The organism is Pseudomonas sp. R38(2017) (assembly GCF_002112395.1).
Taxonomy (GTDB): domain Bacteria; phylum Pseudomonadota; class Gammaproteobacteria; order Pseudomonadales; family Pseudomonadaceae; genus Aquipseudomonas.
Genome location: NZ_NEHN01000012.1, coordinates 162780 through 176695 on the forward strand (window position 1 = coordinate 162780; position 13916 = coordinate 176695).

At 59.9% G+C, this 13916-nt stretch carries 17 protein-coding genes; 6 read left to right on the forward strand and 11 right to left on the reverse strand.

The window, feature by feature from the left end:
- Positions 1-4 precede the first annotated feature (4 nt).
- The 3 genes from CAF87_RS26160 to CAF87_RS26170 form a co-directional block, all read right to left on the reverse strand.
- On the reverse strand, positions 5-589 hold the full coding sequence (locus CAF87_RS26160) for a papain-like cysteine protease family protein (RefSeq protein ID WP_085730087.1): 585 nt from the start codon (positions 587-589) through the stop codon (positions 5-7).
- Between the two features lie 220 nt (positions 590-809).
- On the reverse strand, positions 810-1085 hold the full coding sequence (locus CAF87_RS26165) for a hypothetical protein (RefSeq protein ID WP_085730088.1): 276 nt from the start codon (positions 1083-1085) through the stop codon (positions 810-812).
- Between the two features lie 81 nt (positions 1086-1166).
- Positions 1167-1901 (reverse strand): thioredoxin family protein, encoded by a 735-nt coding sequence (locus CAF87_RS26170; RefSeq protein WP_085730089.1) that lies wholly within the window; start codon positions 1899-1901, stop codon positions 1167-1169.
- Positions 1902-2077: 176 nt separating this feature from the next.
- On the opposite strand from CAF87_RS26170, the gene CAF87_RS26175 reads away from it, so the two are divergent.
- Positions 2078-2470 carry a transcriptional regulator gene (locus CAF87_RS26175; protein WP_085730090.1) on the forward strand — a complete coding sequence of 131 codons (393 nt, stop codon included), beginning with the start codon at positions 2078-2080 and terminating at the stop codon, positions 2468-2470.
- 58 nt (positions 2471-2528) lie between these two features.
- On the opposite strand, the gene CAF87_RS26180 is transcribed toward CAF87_RS26175, so the two are convergent.
- The 3 genes from CAF87_RS26180 to CAF87_RS26190 form a co-directional block, all read right to left on the reverse strand.
- Complete coding sequence (locus tag CAF87_RS26180) at positions 2529-3398, reverse strand: DUF6279 family lipoprotein (protein ID WP_085730091.1); 870 nt, start codon at positions 3396-3398, stop codon at positions 2529-2531.
- Positions 3399-3469: 71 nt separating this feature from the next.
- Entirely contained in the window at positions 3470-4186 is a 717-nt protein-coding gene (locus tag CAF87_RS26185) for a TorF family putative porin (protein ID WP_085730092.1), read from the reverse strand.
- A 216-nt stretch (positions 4187-4402) separates the two neighbouring features.
- Positions 4403-4591 carry a hypothetical protein gene (locus tag CAF87_RS26190; RefSeq protein WP_016985943.1) on the reverse strand — a complete coding sequence of 63 codons (189 nt, stop codon included), beginning with the start codon at positions 4589-4591 and terminating at the stop codon, positions 4403-4405.
- Positions 4592-4941: 350 nt separating this feature from the next.
- Here CAF87_RS26190 and CAF87_RS26195 point away from each other — a divergent pair, with 350 nt between their 5' ends.
- The 3 genes from CAF87_RS26195 (at position 4942) to CAF87_RS26205 (ending at position 7319) form a co-directional block, all read left to right on the forward strand.
- Positions 4942-5778, forward strand: a complete 837-nt coding sequence (locus tag CAF87_RS26195) for a S1 RNA-binding domain-containing protein (protein WP_085710349.1) — start codon at positions 4942-4944, stop codon at positions 5776-5778.
- Positions 5779-5823: 45 nt separating this feature from the next.
- The gene (locus CAF87_RS26200) at positions 5824-6234 is read left to right on the forward strand and encodes a DUF2177 family protein (RefSeq protein ID WP_085730093.1); all 411 of its coding nucleotides are present in this window, start codon (positions 5824-5826) and stop codon (positions 6232-6234) included.
- Between the two features lie 152 nt (positions 6235-6386).
- Complete coding sequence (locus CAF87_RS26205; protein ID WP_085730094.1) at positions 6387-7319, forward strand: DMT family transporter; 933 nt, start codon at positions 6387-6389, stop codon at positions 7317-7319.
- Here the strand turns inward: CAF87_RS26205 and CAF87_RS26210 are convergent.
- Positions 7264-8445, reverse strand: a complete 1182-nt coding sequence (locus CAF87_RS26210) for an MFS transporter (RefSeq protein WP_085730095.1) — start codon at positions 8443-8445, stop codon at positions 7264-7266. The genes CAF87_RS26205 and CAF87_RS26210 overlap by 56 nt on opposite strands.
- 104 nt (positions 8446-8549) lie before the next feature.
- Here CAF87_RS26210 and CAF87_RS26215 point away from each other — a divergent pair, with 104 nt between their 5' ends.
- Together CAF87_RS26215 and CAF87_RS29575 are read left to right on the forward strand one after the other, a co-directional pair.
- Complete coding sequence (locus CAF87_RS26215) at positions 8550-9443, forward strand: LysR family transcriptional regulator (RefSeq protein ID WP_085730096.1); 894 nt, start codon at positions 8550-8552, stop codon at positions 9441-9443.
- Between the two features lie 142 nt (positions 9444-9585).
- Entirely contained in the window at positions 9586-9714 is a 129-nt protein-coding gene (locus tag CAF87_RS29575; protein ID WP_007914492.1) for a PA1414 family protein, read from the forward strand.
- A 106-nt stretch (positions 9715-9820) separates the two neighbouring features.
- Here the strand turns inward: CAF87_RS29575 and CAF87_RS26220 are convergent, their stop codons facing one another.
- The 4 genes from CAF87_RS26220 to CAF87_RS26235 form a co-directional block, all read right to left on the reverse strand.
- Positions 9821-10069: a phosphopantetheine-containing protein gene (locus CAF87_RS26220; protein ID WP_085730097.1), complete on the reverse strand. Its 249-nt coding sequence runs from the start codon at positions 10067-10069 to the stop codon at positions 9821-9823.
- Positions 10070-10112: 43 nt separating this feature from the next.
- Positions 10113-10838 carry an MBL fold metallo-hydrolase gene (locus CAF87_RS26225; protein WP_085730098.1) on the reverse strand — a complete coding sequence of 242 codons (726 nt, stop codon included), beginning with the start codon at positions 10836-10838 and terminating at the stop codon, positions 10113-10115.
- An 82-nt stretch (positions 10839-10920) separates the two neighbouring features.
- Complete coding sequence (locus CAF87_RS26230; protein ID WP_085730099.1) at positions 10921-12300, reverse strand: sodium:solute symporter; 1380 nt, start codon at positions 12298-12300, stop codon at positions 10921-10923.
- A 79-nt stretch (positions 12301-12379) separates the two neighbouring features.
- Positions 12380-13891, reverse strand: coding sequence for a cytosine permease (locus CAF87_RS26235; RefSeq protein WP_085730100.1), 1512 nt, complete (start codon positions 13889-13891; stop codon positions 12380-12382).
- Positions 13892-13916: the final 25 nt, after the last annotated feature.

A 13916-nucleotide genomic window follows, 5' to 3' on the forward strand; every position in this document is an offset into this window, starting at 1 on the left:
CCTCCTAGTTTTTCGCCGTGAAGTAAGTGTGGGTCCAGTTGCCGCCACCGTTGTAGGAACCGGGGAACGAGCTCAGTGCGCGGGTCGAATAGCCATAGATCGAATCCGCGACCAGCACGTAGTTGCCGTTGGTGCCAGAGATCGTCAGGAAGTGCGCACCGCCGCCATGCCAGGCACAACGCAGACCGACAGGCCGGCCCATGTTGATCTGGTTCTGGATGGCCGACATCTGCAACGAACCCTGATTCATCCCGTTGTAGCTGCGGGTGGTTTGCAGGGCCGAATCCAGATAGCCGTAGACGTTGCACGGACCCGGCTGGCTGCAGCAGTTGCGGTTCAGTTGGGTGCTGGCAACACCGCACTGGGTCCAGGACCCGGTGCCGTAATAGTTGCCAACCGAAGCGGAAACCGCGGCCCAGCACCAGTTGGTCTGGGTCTGTTGCTGCATCGTGAAGTTCAGGCTTGAGGCCGCCAGGGCCTCGGCCTGTGGCGCGGCTTCGACCTCGACCAGTTGCGCGTCGAGCAGATGGCCGGTCAGGCACCCGGGCAGGGTGTTGCCGGTGAACTGCGTTGTTTCAGTGGTTAACATTTTTCAATCCTCCATGAATGAAAATAAATGTCCTGCGTAGATTTGTGAGCCGTCGGCGGTTAAGGGTTGCCACTTCTGCGGCGGGTTTCGAGCAGGCTCAAGGTAACCCTAGGTCTGAATATGCATTTGTGCAAATAAATGAATGCATTAGTGCAATTTTGCGGGCGAAAGGACACTGCATGAGCATGTCCTTGGTGGTGGAAGCCGAAGCCTGAGGCCGTTACCCCTCGGTTTTATGCTCGGCCGAATCCAGCTCCTTCAAGCGCTGGTCGATCAACTGGCATTTGTCCGGTAGATCGGCAGAGGCGGTGCCCAGGTCCATTTTCTGCAACTCGGCGTTGATTTCCTTGGCCTTGGCCGGGTTTTGCTCGGTGAGTTTTGCCACTTCCTGGGCCAGTTGTTCGCGTTTGGCGGTGGCCTCTTCGGGCGTGCAGGCCCACACGGGCAGGGCGCAGGCGAGGATGGTGGCGAGTGTGAAGGTGAGCAGGGTTTTCATGATGGCAGGCCTCAGATCCGGTTAAGGCGGGTTAACCGGTTGAGGGCCGTGACCCGTGAAAAGTTCAGTGTCTTTGCCGGCTTAGTCGCCGTGGCAGCAACCGGATTTTTGCTCTCCGTCATACCGATCATGATGCCGCACCCACTCCATGATCTCGTCCTCGTTTCTGCCTTTGGGCGTGAGATCGAGAAAATTGTAGGCGCCGACGAGCATGTCCAGACCCCGGGCGTAGGTTGAGTAGGTGTGGAATATCTCGCCGTTATTGGCGCGATAGAACACGCTCAGCCCCGGCATTTCCTCTTCGCTACTGTCAGTCTTTTCATAGTTGTAGGTAGCCTTTCCGGCTTCGGCGTCTTCAGCACGGGCGCACACGCCGAAGTCGTAGTTGAAATCGGAACCGTTCGACGACACCCAGTCGAACTTCCAGCCCATCCGCCGCTTGAACGTCTGGAATTCGGCGAATGGCGCGTGGGATACCGCCACCAGCGCAATGTCGTGATGAGCCAGGTGCAGATTGGCGCCGTCGAAGTGGTCGCCGAGGAACGAGCAGCCCTGGCAGCCTTCTTCCCAGCCTTTGGCGAACATGAAGTGGTAAACGATGAGCTGGCTGTGATTGCCAAACAGATCGGCAAGTTTCAATTCGCCGTCCGGCCCCATGAAGCGATAGTCCTTGTCGACTTTCACCCACGGCAGAGCGCGGCGTTTGGCGCTGAGGCGGTCGCGCTCCCTGGTGAAGGCCTTTTCGTCGGCCAGATGCTGCTTGCGGGCGGCGAGCCATTCTTCGCGCGACACCACCGGATGATTCTCAATGTTCATGATGATTTCTCCTGCGGGGGTTGAAACCGTCTGTTTCAGACTAGTCGCTCAACGTCGTCGGAAATCGACAGACCGCCGGTCGGTCGGGGCGGTAAATGAAGCTGAACGGCTATTGCCCGCTCGGGTCACAACCTAAGACAGCGCCATAAATCACGCGCACCGGAGGTTGAATCAGGATGACGATTTATAACTGGGATTTGATTGAACGCCTGCTGCATGAAGTGCAGAACGGCGCAGGCCACAGCTTCGCACCGCGTTCCTATGCTGAAGACTATGCGGCGGAGAAAGCGGCGGCAGGCGAGCCGATCGAGAATCTGGATCATCTGAAAACCATCGCCTGTGAATATGAGCAAAAGCTGTTGCTGCGCGGTTTTATCGAGCCACGGGGTGACGATGAGGGCAGCACCGGCAACAACTTCAGCCTGACCCCGCGCGGCTCTAGCCTGTTGAGTCTGATCGACAGCAGCATTCCCGGTAATGATCATCCGCGTCAGGTGCTGGATGAACAGGAAGATGCGCTGGATGAGGCGACTTTCGATCATGTGGCGTCAAAAGCGCAGATTGCCTGAACCCCTGCTGTGATCCCTTTTGGAGCCGGGTTTCCGGCTCCCGCAGGTTCAATAAACCTCAGCCTGCTTTAGCAGCTTTCAGACACTTCAAATCATTGAAGTCCTTGCGCACCCCTTCGATTTTCTTCAACAGGCGCTGGCGTTGTTGCGGTGTGCTTTCTGCCATCAGATCCACCGCCAGCGAGCGCGCCTGGGCTTCAGTGTCGGCGTAGGCCTTGCGGTAATCCGCTGTCCATAAACGCTCGCGATAGACCAGAAGGGTCTCGATCCGCTGTGGGAATTCCGGACTTTTGCGCTGGGCGACAGCGGCGCTGAACTGCTGTTGCCAGTGCGCACGGTTGGCGATCCATTGGGTGTTCTGGTCGCCGAGTGCAGTCGACCACGCCATCACCCGTTGCTCTTGCGTGACACTCAAAGGCCCGAGCCAGTCGTTGAGGCGTTTGTCCATCCGTGCGCCGCGTTCGGCGATCTGCTGGGCCAATGGTGGTTTCACATATTCCTGCTGACGTTTGCGCAGATCCTTGGCAAACGCATCGTTCATGTCGGCGACCTGTTTGTCGTCCAGCCCTTGCAGCAACTCGATGGCCGACGGGGTGATTTCCCGGGCGGTTTCGGCAATCGCCTGCTTGGCTTCCAGGGTGCGGGCCTGAAGCGCGGCATCGGTGACCTGATTGGTCTCGACCATGGTCTGCAGACGATCCAGCCAGTCCAGATAACCTGGCAATTGCGTAGTGCAGTGCCAGCTCAGGTGCTCCTTGAGGCGTTCGTTGAACCAGCCTTTCTGCTCGCCGGTCATGTCCAGGTAGTCGCTGAGCGTCCATGGAATGATCACGTCGAGATTGCGATAGGCCAGGCCGACGCGGCTGCACGCTCCGAGGGCGAGGATGAAGATCAACAGGGTGGCGCAGTGTTTGAACCAGCGAGACATGAGCGAGTCCTTGCGAAAGCCTGGCGTCTGATTCTTATGTGAACGCAGGATGCTCCCGGCAGTTCAGCCAATCAATAGAACGCACGTTCGGCCTTGAGCGTGACCAGCCCGTCGCACTGGCTGTTGTGCCCGGAGTACGCCGAACAGTCGCTGCCGCTGAGGCTGGAGTTGCTGTAGATCAGGTCCAGGTCGATACCCATCACCGGCCGGGAAAATTTCACCGACCAGTCGGTAAAACTGCTGACATAACCACCGTCCACCGAGACCGGCGTATTGAGCTGATGGGTGGTGTATTTCATGCTGATCCCGATGCCGAACGGCTGGTTGCCGCGCAGATCGGCGAACAAGGTGTTGTTCTGTTTGTCCGGGTCGTTGCTCAGTGCGATGCCGAAACGGCTGCCGAGCAGGGTCAGGCCGCCGAACAGCTCTTGGCTGTCGAGGGTGTCGATCTTCGGATAGCTGTAATGGATCATCCCGACTTCGTAGCCGAGGGTTTGATCGAAAGGTTGTTTAAAGCCTACGTAGGAGTCGATCTCCAGATTCTTGCCTGGCGTCAGCCCCATGCTCGGCGCGTACTGGCCAATGTAGAGGCCGCTGTCGTGGGTCAGATCGAGGCCGCCGTGGAACGAGCCGGCTGCCGAGGGCTTGACCAGACCCTGGGCCATGCTGCGGCTCGGAGTGGTGCCGAGCTTTAGGTCGAAGTCGCCAAGTTCGCGCTGGAAAATCTGTGCGTGCGCCACCGGGCTCGCCAGTAGTCCTGCAAGAAATAAACAGAGGGGTTTGAGCATGCGTCACTCCTTGAACAGCGAGCGCAGGCCGACGTACCTGCTGAAACGCTTGATCCAGACGCGTGCAAGGATACCGGCGAATGATCGCCATCGAGGGCCGTTCGTCGATTTCTGTGGTTTTGTCGGGGTTGATTAAACGCGAGAGAGGTTCTGCGAGGGTTCCGGTCCAGACGCTTCGAAGCTCAAAGCGCCTTGGGACTGGGATGTTGCGGGGTGTTACTTCTTGCCCAGGCTGATCTGCTTGGACGGGCCGAACGTCTGGCCGCTGACGCCCTTGGCAATTTGCTGGATCTCGCCGCCGGACTTGAGGAACGCCGCGATCTGATCGTTGATCGATTCGCTGGTTTCAACGGCTGGAGCTGGCTTTGCTTTGCTGGTGGATGCTTTTACACGCATGGCGGCCATTAACCTGTAGAAAAGTAACTCGGCCAGGCATCGTACAGTAATAACTTGACAATTGCTTGGTAAATATCCCCCGGGATAACCCAGCGTACGGGTGGATTATTCTCGATTAATTATTAGAAATATCCCGCTAACCTGCTGTTTTAAATAAAAACGTTTATCGGGGACGGTGGCTTTTTCGCGGGGGTGACGCGCCGGGGAGTCGCCAAGGTGGTCTGACGAGTGGCGCCTGCTCGGCGGCAAACCAAGGAAATTCAAGGCTTCGCGCAAATTTCAGTCGGCGGGAGGATCTGCCGGCCAACGAACCCGGCAAAACCGGGTAGAATGCCGCCCACGCAATGAGGGTATTGGAAATGGCTTTAGTCGGGCGCTACAACAGTTTGCAAGTGGTTAAACACACTAACTTCGGTTTATATCTGGACGGCGGTGCCGACGGCGAAATTCTTTTGCCCAACCGTTATATCCCCAAAGATATTCCCAGCGAAGATGAAGACTGGCTCAATGTTTTCATTTATCTGGACAGCGATGACAAACTAATTGCCACCACTGAAAAACCAAAAGTTCAGGTTGGTGAATTTGCCAGTTTGAAAGTTGTTGAAGTCAACAGCATCGGTGTGTTCCTCGATTGGGGCCTGCCCAAGGATCTGCTGCTGCCTTACTCCGAAGAAAAACGCCAGATGACCGCTGGCGAGTATTGCGTGGTGCACGTCTACCTCGACAAGCACACCCGCCGCATCACCGCCACCGCGCGCCTGGATCGTTATCTGGACAAGACCCCGGCCAACTACAGCGTGGGCCAGGAAGTTGATCTGCTGGTGGCCGAAGCCACCGACATGGGTTTCAAGGCAGTCATCAACAACAAGCATTGGGGTCTGATTCACAAGAACGAAATCTTCAAGTTCATGCGTTCCGGCATGCGCGAGAAAGGTTTCATCAAGGAAGTGCGTGCCGACGGCAAGATCAGCCTGAGCCTGCAACCGGTAGGACAGGAAGCGGCCAGCAGCCTGAGTTCGAAGATTCTCGCCAAGTTGCGTGAAAGCAACGGCACCCTGGCCGTCAGCGACAAGAGCGATCCGGCGCTGATCAGCAGTCTGTTCGGCGTCAGCAAGGGCAACTTCAAGAAGGCCATCGGTTCGTTGTACAAGGAAGGCAAGATCGTCATTCATGCCGATCGCATTGAACTAACCTGAGCCTGACGTGGCCCATGTTGCATGGGCTCAGTTGAGGTCGGGCAGATGAAAAAAGCACTGATTGCCTACGTCGCCACGCTGCTGACGTTTCTACTGCTCGACGGCCTCTGGCTCGGCGTGCTGATGGCGCCGACCTATCGCGAACTGCTCGGTTCGCTGATGCTCGAAAAACCGTTGCTGGTGCCAGCAGCGGTTTTTTATTGCCTGTACGTTTTCGGGTGTGTGGCGTTTGTGGTGTTGCCTTCGATGACCTGGCAGCGAGCCGCCCGCATGGGCGCGCTGCTCGGGCTGGTCGCTTATGGCACCTATGATCTGACCAACTGGGCGACGCTTCGCGGCTGGTCGGTGCAGGTGACATTGCTGGATTGGGCATGGGGGACGTTTGCCACAGCGCTGGCCTGTACGGTCGGATTTGCCGTGGTCAGCGGGTTTGGCAGATCAGCCCGTCACCGCTGACGCTTCAGGAGAATGTAGTGTCTCTTCCAGACGGCTTTTTCTGGCCAACTGGTTAATAATCCCCGAGACTATTTTTCGCCCCGGACGAAGAGCCGGGGCTTTGCTTTGACCATTGGAAAAACTGCCATGTTGTGTGTATTCGAGGTGCTGCGGTGAGTGTCAGTCGGCGCAGTGCCGACGGTTTTGCCCTGCAAGTGATGATCGGCCTGTGCCTGATCTGGGGCGTGCAGCAGGTGCTGATCAAGTGGGCGGCAAGCGATATCGCGCCGGTGATGCAGGCGGCGGGGCGGTCGGGGATTTCCGCGTTGTTGGTAGGACTGCTCATCTGCTGGAAGGGCGGCTGGGATCAGGTCGGCAATACCTGGCGTGGCGGCTTGCTGGCGGGTGCCTTGTTCGGTCTGGAGTTCCTGTTCATCTCCGAAGGCTTGCAATTGACCACGGCGGCGCACATGTCGGTGTTCCTCTATACAGCGCCGATCTTCACCGCACTCGGTGTGCATTTCCTGTTGCCCAGTGAGCGTCTGCGGCCGGTGCAATGGCTGGGGATTTTCATGGCGTTCGTCGGCATTGCCGTGGCGTTTGCCGGCGGGGTGTCGTGGGACAACCTCGATCACCGCATGTTGATGGGCGATGCCCTCGGCGTGCTGGCCGGGGCCAGTTGGGGCGCGACCACCGTGGTGGTGCGTGCTTCGCGCCTGTCGGAAGCGCCGGTGACGCTGACGCTTTTTTACCAGTTGATCGTCGGTTTCGTCGGCCTGCTGTTGATCGCACTGCTCAGCGGCCAGATCACCCACGTCAGCCTGACCGCCGTGGCGCTTGGCAGCGTGTTGTTCCAGGGCCTGGTGGTGTCGTTCTTCAGCTACCTGACCTGGTTCTGGCTGCTGCGCCGTTATCTGGCGGCCAATCTGGCGGTATTTTCCTTCATGACGCCGTTGTTCGGCGTCACGTTCGGCGTGGTGCTGCTGGGCGAAGAACTGAGCCTGAATTTCGTCATCGGTGCCGTGCTGGTGTTGCTCGGCATCACCTTTGTCAGCGCGGAACAGTGGGTGCGTCGGCGCTTGCGCAAAGCGCTCGGCCAGTCGTAAGCGGTTTCCACGCCAGACCGCCGGCGATCAGCAAGCCGCTGCCGGCAATCACCAGCGCCGGTTGCAGGCCACCGCTGAAGTGGCTGCTGACCGCTGCCAGCAACGGTCCGCTGAGCTGGCCGACGGCGAAGCACGCGGTGAGCAGGCCGGCGTTGCGCTGGGTGGCGTGGGGCGCCAGTTCCCGGGAGCGTTGCATCACCAGTTGCATGCAGGACAGGAACGGCGTGCCGCACAGGATCACGCCCAGCGCCAGGCCGAGGCCGCTGCCCAGCAGGCAGGCAAACACTCCGGCGGCCTGCAGCCACAACGTCGCCATCAACCAGTGACGGGTGGTTTCCGGATCGTGCCGACGCAAACTCACCAGCAACACGCCAATCGCAGCGGCGAGGCCGAAGCATGGCCAGAACAGATCGGCCTGCCATTGCCCGTGAAACTGTGTATTGGCCATCTGCGACAGAAACGTGGCCGGGATGATGTAGCCCACGCCGTACAACGCATACACCACCGCCAAGCGCGCAATGCCACGATTCGACGGAGCGTCGGCAACAGGCGCGAGCGGCGCACCTGCTCCCGGTTGCGGCAGAATTCGCACGATCCCCAGCAACATGACCAGTGCCACAGCGGCGTAGATCAGCCACAACGTTGCGGAAGTCTGCTGCGCCAGATGTGAGAACAGCGCCAGCAACCCCGTCAGAAAAATCCCCAGCCCCGGCCCGGCAAAGACCAGCGCTCCCAGCCGTGGACGACCCGCGGCCGCAGCCAGCGGCTGGCTCAGCGCGGTAATCATCACCAGCACCCAGGCACTGGCCACGCCGGTGCCGAAGCGCAACAGCAAATGCGACCAGAAACCGTTGGCCCAGAACGATGCCAGTGTCAGCAGCACACACAACCACAAGCCGCCATGCAGACGCCGCTGCACTTGATCGGGGCGGCGAGAAAACATCGCGTCCACGGCGCCGAGCAGATAACCGAGGTAGTTGGCGGCTGCAACCAGACCGGCGGCAGTCAGGTCGATCTGGCCTTCGCTGATCAGGTGGGGAAGTTGCGGTGTGAGGGCGAAACGCCCGATGCCCATGGCCATCATCAGGGCAATGAAACTGGCGGATAAGCGAATCAGCGGCGACATGGTCTGGATTCCGTTAGAGGTTCAATGACCGTCAGGCTAGGACTGATTGACTTTCTTTAAAATTGAATAATAGTGAGTAACTTGTTCTTTTCAGGAGAATGGTTGTGGAGTTCAGCCAATTGCGGATCTTCCAGGCCGTGGCGGAGGAGGGCTCGATCACTCGCGCCGCTGACCGTTTGCATCGCGTGCCGTCGAACCTGTCGACCCGGCTCAAACAGCTCGAAGAGCAATTGGGCGTCGAACTGTTCGTCCGCGAACGTCAGCGTTTGCAGTTGTCGCCTGCGGGAAAAGTCCTGCTGGACTACACCGGCAAACTATTCGCCCTGCGTGATCAGGCCAGTGCGGCGGTGATGGGCGGGCAACCGGCAGGGGATTTCGTGCTCGGCACTCTGTACAGCACCGCCGCGATTCATCTGCCGGCGTTGCTGGCGCGCTATCACAAACAGTATCCGGCGGTGAATCTTCAGGTGCAGTCCGGGCCCAGTGGTGAATTGCTCGAAGGCCTGCTCACCGGACGCCTCGACGCGGCGCTGGTGGACGGCCCCCCACAACTGGCCGGGATCGACGGGGTGCCGTTGTGCAACGAGCGGCTGGTGCTGATCAGCGAGGCCGATCACCCGCCGGTGCGCAGTGCCAAGGATGTCGAGGGGCGGGCGGTGTTCACCTTTCGTCATGGCTGCGCCTATCGCGCGCGGCTGGAGTCGTGGTTTGCCCACTATCACGCGGCAATGGGCCGGGCGATGGAGATCGAGTCCTATCAAGGCATGCTGGCCTGCGTGATTGCCGGCAGCGGCGTGGCGCTGATGTCGGAATCGATGCTCGCCAGCCTGCCGGGCCGCGAAAGTGTCGCGGTGCACCCGCTGGCCGAACCCTTTGCCAGTGCGACAACATGGCTCATGTGGCGCCGGGGTATGGTGGGGGCCAACCTCAATGCGTGGATTGAGCAGCAGCAGGCGCTCTATCCCGTGGCTGGCGAAGATGCCCGGGAAACGGCTTGAACGAACGGTCAGGGATTCTGATCCATTCAGTAACAGATCATTGCGGATTTCGCCGAGCATTGCGTAGGACTTCGGACTATTATCAGTGCGAAGCGGCTACAGAATTCCGGCCGCTCAGCACCACCCTGAAGGGGGCATGACGATGAAAGAGAAAATTCAGAACTGGCTGCACGATTTGGGTGTTGCCCTCGGCTTGATCGAACCGCCTCTGCAACCGGTCCCGATTCGCACTGATGACGAACAGCGTCGGCGTCAGCAGCGTCGGCGCTAATGCCCCGATCTGAATAACAAGGATTTGAAGATAGAGAGATCGCAGTCTTCGTCAGCGCCTGCATGAAACCGTGCAGGCGCTGACGAAGACTGCGATCTTTTGCTTTTCAGTGTCGCCCGATCTCGATCAGAAACCGGCTCAAGTCGTTCGCGGTTTTCGCGGTCTTGAGCATGTGATCTTCTTCGGCGGTGAATGCCGTCAGTCCGAATTCATCTTCCAGATGGAAGATGAGATCTTCTATATCCGCCTTCTCCAGACCCAACTCAGCCAGGCTGGTGCGGTCATTGAAGTCGCGGTTTTCCAGCAGACGCTTGATGAAACTGTGCACGGCGGCACGCACGGCAGCTCTTCTCATGGCAGATCTTATATTGGTGGGTCTGACTGGAGTACAGCAGGCCTCAGGCGTGCCGGCGCAACCATTCGTCAATCATCGAGCGTAAATGCGTTCCGGAGAAACTGCCGAAATGCCCGCCATGCACCGTGCGGATCGGCAGCGCCTGCAAGCGTCGCAGGCTGGCGGCGTAATCCTCAAGATTGGAGTGGTAGGCGTCTTCGATCAATGGCCCGTCGTAGATGATGTCGCCGCTGAACAGGGTTTCGGTGGCGGCTTCATAGAGGCTGATCCCACCCGGCGAATGCCCCGGCGTGTGCAGCACCTGCAACGTGCGATTACCCAGGTCCAGCACATCGCCGTCCTCGACAAATCCGGTGGCCGGCGCAGCCTTGACCCGGTACTCGGCGTAGCACAACGGGCAATCCGGGTGCGCTTCGAACATGTCGTCGCCGACGAAGGCCCGGCTCAAGTCATTCTCGCCATCCGGCGCCGCCAGAATGTCCGCCTCGGCGGGGTGTACCAGCCGTTCGGCAAATTCGTGATGCCCGGCGATATGGTCGAAATGGCAATGACTGGCCACTGCCACCAGCGGTCGCTCGGTGAGCCAAGGCAGTTGCTCGCGCAGACTGACGAGTCCGGAGCCGCTGTCGAGCAGCAGATCCTTGTCACGGCCCTGAATGTGCCACAGGTTACAGCGATAGAAGGGGCGGATGAACGGTTCGTGGATCAAGCGGACGCCGTCATTCAGCGTTTTCACCTCGAACCATTGGTCTCGGCTGACAATCTTCATGATCACTTTCCTTGAGACGAAAAAAACGGGTGTGGCAACCGACGCCACACCCGCCGAAGAAAGTTGTTGCTAACGCTTCAGCTTAGATCGCACTGGCCACCGGGGCAGGGCGACGCGACATCAGGCTGACCACGACGAAACTCACCAGACCCACGGCCAGGCTGTAATAGATTGGAGTGTTGGCGTCCAGACCGTCCTTGACCATGAACAGCAGGGCCGTGGCGAAGCCCATACCCATGCTGGCGATGGCGCCGGCGGTGGTGGCGCGTTTCCAGAAAATCGCACCGATCAGCGGGATCAGCATGCCGCCCACCAACAGGTTGTAGGCCAAAGTCAGTGCACTGATCACGTCATTGACCACCAGTGCAATACCCAGCACCACGACACCGGTCAACAGGGTGAACAGGCGGTTCACGCCCAGGCTCGACTGTTTGCCGCCACGCAGTTTCGGCAGCAGGTCTTCGGTCAGGGTGGTGGCGGCGGCGAGCAGGCCGGCGCTGGCGGTGGACATCATCGCGGCCAGGGCGGCGGCGATCACCAGACCACGGATGCCGTCCGGCAGCGACAGTTTGACGATGGCGGCGAAGGCGTTGTTGACGTTGTCCAGATCCGGGATCAGTACGTGCGCCGCCATGCCGATCAGGGCGCAGGCCAGACCGTAGAGGATGCAGTAGATGCCCGCGAAGCTGCCGGCGTACTGAGCCACTTTTTCATTCTTGACGGTGAACACCCGTTGCCAGATGTCCTGACCGATCAGGATGCCGAAGAAGTAGATCATGAAGTAGGTGATGATCGTGTCCCAGCCGATGGTGGTGAAGTTGAACGCCGCCGCCGGCAGCTTCAGCACCAGTTCGTCCCAGCCACCGACTTTGTACAGGCAGATTGGCAACAGGATGAACATCAGGCCCACGGTCTTGATGATGAACTGGACGATGTCGGTCAGGGTCAGCGACCACATGCCGCCGATGGCCGAGTACACCACCACGACGCCACCGCCGAGCAGCACCGAGACCCAGAACGGCAGGCCGAACAGTACTTGCAGCACGGTGCCGATGGCGAGGATTGAGGTCACGCCGATCATCAGCGCGTAGGCCAGCATGATCGCCGCGCTCGCCGAGCGGGCCATCGGGTTGTAGCGTTTTTCCAGGACCTGGGTAACGGTGTAGATCTTCAGTTTCAGCAGCGGCTTGGCCAGGAACAGGTTCAGCGCGACGATGCCGCAACCCAGTGCCGCGCACAGCCAGAAACCGGAGATGCCGTGCACGTAGCCCAGACGCACGGTGCCGACGGTGGACGCACCACCCAGGACAGTCGCGGCCATGGTGCCCATGTACAGGCTCGGGCCGAGGTTACGCCCGGCGACGAGGAAGTCCTCGTTGGTCTTGGCTTTGCGCATGCCGAAATAGCCGAGCAACAGCATGCCGGCCGCGTAGATGAGGACGACGAATAAATCCAAAGCCATGATGGCGTGTCTCCGATTGTCTTTTTTATGGGGTGGAACACTGTGGGAGAAGGCTGACCCCCACAGGCGATTCGTTTCTTCAGGCGGCCTGACGCAGCGCCGCTTCAGCCGGCGCATGCGCGCCTTTGCTCCGTGGATCTTTCGGCCCGTAGACCAGCGCCGGTTCCGGGAACAGGCTCAGCAACATCAGGTACATCACCGAGGCCAGGCCCAGGGTCACCAGCAGGCTGATGTCGATGCCGCCGGCCAGTTCACCCAGCGGGCCGACGAACTGCCCCGGCAGGTTGACGAAGCACAGGCCGACCGCCGCGCTCGGGATCCATGCACCCAGGCCGCGCCAGTTCCAGCCGTGGCTGAACCAGTAGCGTCCGCCTTGCTCGCCACGCGTGAACACTTGCAGGTCGTCCGGGCAGTAGAAGCCGCGGCGCACCACCAGGCCGATGATCATGATCACCATCCATGGCGTGGTGCAGGTGATGATCAGCACGGCGAAGGTCGACACGCTCTGCACCAGGTTTGCCGCAAAGCGCCCGATGAAGATGAAGGCAATCGACAGCACGCCGATCAACAGCGTTGCCTTGACCCGCGACAGCAGGCGCGGGAACACACTGGACATGTCCAGCCCGGTGCCATACAGCGACGTGGTGCCGGTGGACATGCCGCCGATCACCGCAATCAGGCACACCGGCAGGAAGAACCAGCTCGGCGACACTGCCAGCAGACCGCCGACGTAGTTGTTGGCCGCGATGTAGTCCGGTGCCTGGATCGCTACGATGGTCGCAGTGGTCAGGCCGAACAGGAATGGGATGAACGTAGCGATTTGCGAGAAAATCACCGCTGCCATGATCCGCTTGCGCGAAGTTTCACGCGGGATGTAGCGGGCCCAGTCGCCGAGGAACGCGCCGAAGGAAATCGGGTTGCTCATGGCCACCAGCGCGGCGCCGATGAACGCGGCCCAGAAGCCCGGCTGGCCGAGGCTGACAGTGCCGGCGTAGTGCGAATCGAAAGGACCGGCGAAGGCAAAGATGCCCAGCAGGAACAGCAGACTCGCGCTCCACACCGCGACCTTGTTCACCCACAGCAGGAAGCGGAAACCGTAAATGCACACGGTCAGCACCAGCACCGCAAACAGACCGTAGGCCAGACCCAGGGTCAGGTCGGTTTCCGGCAGGCCGATCAGGCGTTTCGCACCACCGATCAGCGCATCCCCCGAACTCCACACCGAGAGCGAGAAGAAGGCGATGGCGGTCAACAGCGACAGGAACGAACCGACGATCCGCCCGTGCACGCCGAAGTGCGCACCCGACGACACGGCATTGTTGGTGCCGTTGAGCGGGCCGAACAGGCCCATCGGTGCGAGGATCAGCGAGCCGAGCAGCACTCCCGACACAATCGCCCAGACCCCGGCCTGAAAAGACAGGCCGAACAGCACCGGGAAACTGCCGAGCACGGCGGTGGCAAAGGTATTCGCGCCGCCAAAGATCATGCGGAACAAATCCACGGGACCGGCGGTGCGTTCGTTGTCCGGGATCTGTTCGACCCCGTGGGTTTCAATCTGCGTAAGGCTTTGGTCGTTGTTGTTGTTATTCATGATCTGCTCCGATCACAAAGGCGCG

Excerpts from the sequence above, each read along its gene's own strand:
- CAF87_RS26170 (WP_085730089.1), bottom strand. The coding sequence starts at position 1,901 with ATGAACATTGAGAATCATCCGGTGGTGTCGCGCGAAGAATGGCTCGCC.
- CAF87_RS26195 (WP_085710349.1), top strand. The coding sequence starts at position 4,942 with ATGGCTTTAGTCGGGCGCTACAACAGTTTGCAAGTGGTTAAACACACT.
- CAF87_RS26160 (WP_085730087.1), bottom strand. The coding sequence starts at position 589 with ATGTTAACCACTGAAACAACGCAGTTCACCGGCAACACCCTGCCCGGG.
- CAF87_RS26235 (WP_085730100.1), bottom strand. The coding sequence starts at position 13,891 with ATGAATAACAACAACAACGACCAAAGCCTTACGCAGATTGAAACCCAC.
- CAF87_RS26230 (WP_085730099.1), bottom strand. The coding sequence starts at position 12,300 with ATGGCTTTGGATTTATTCGTCGTCCTCATCTACGCGGCCGGCATGCTG.
- CAF87_RS26190 (WP_016985943.1), bottom strand. The coding sequence starts at position 4,591 with ATGGCCGCCATGCGTGTAAAAGCATCCACCAGCAAAGCAAAGCCAGCT.
- CAF87_RS29575 (WP_007914492.1), top strand. The coding sequence starts at position 9,586 with ATGAAAGAGAAAATTCAGAACTGGCTGCACGATTTGGGTGTTGCCCTC.
- CAF87_RS26210 (WP_085730095.1), bottom strand. The coding sequence starts at position 8,445 with ATGTCGCCGCTGATTCGCTTATCCGCCAGTTTCATTGCCCTGATGATG.
- CAF87_RS26165 (WP_085730088.1), bottom strand. The coding sequence starts at position 1,085 with ATGAAAACCCTGCTCACCTTCACACTCGCCACCATCCTCGCCTGCGCC.
- CAF87_RS26185 (WP_085730092.1), bottom strand. The coding sequence starts at position 4,186 with ATGCTCAAACCCCTCTGTTTATTTCTTGCAGGACTACTGGCGAGCCCG.
- CAF87_RS26200 (WP_085730093.1), top strand. The coding sequence starts at position 5,824 with ATGAAAAAAGCACTGATTGCCTACGTCGCCACGCTGCTGACGTTTCTA.
- CAF87_RS26225 (WP_085730098.1), bottom strand. The coding sequence starts at position 10,838 with ATGAAGATTGTCAGCCGAGACCAATGGTTCGAGGTGAAAACGCTGAAT.
- CAF87_RS26220 (WP_085730097.1), bottom strand. The coding sequence starts at position 10,069 with ATGAGAAGAGCTGCCGTGCGTGCCGCCGTGCACAGTTTCATCAAGCGT.
- CAF87_RS26175 (WP_085730090.1), top strand. The coding sequence starts at position 2,078 with ATGACGATTTATAACTGGGATTTGATTGAACGCCTGCTGCATGAAGTG.
- CAF87_RS26180 (WP_085730091.1), bottom strand. The coding sequence starts at position 3,398 with ATGTCTCGCTGGTTCAAACACTGCGCCACCCTGTTGATCTTCATCCTC.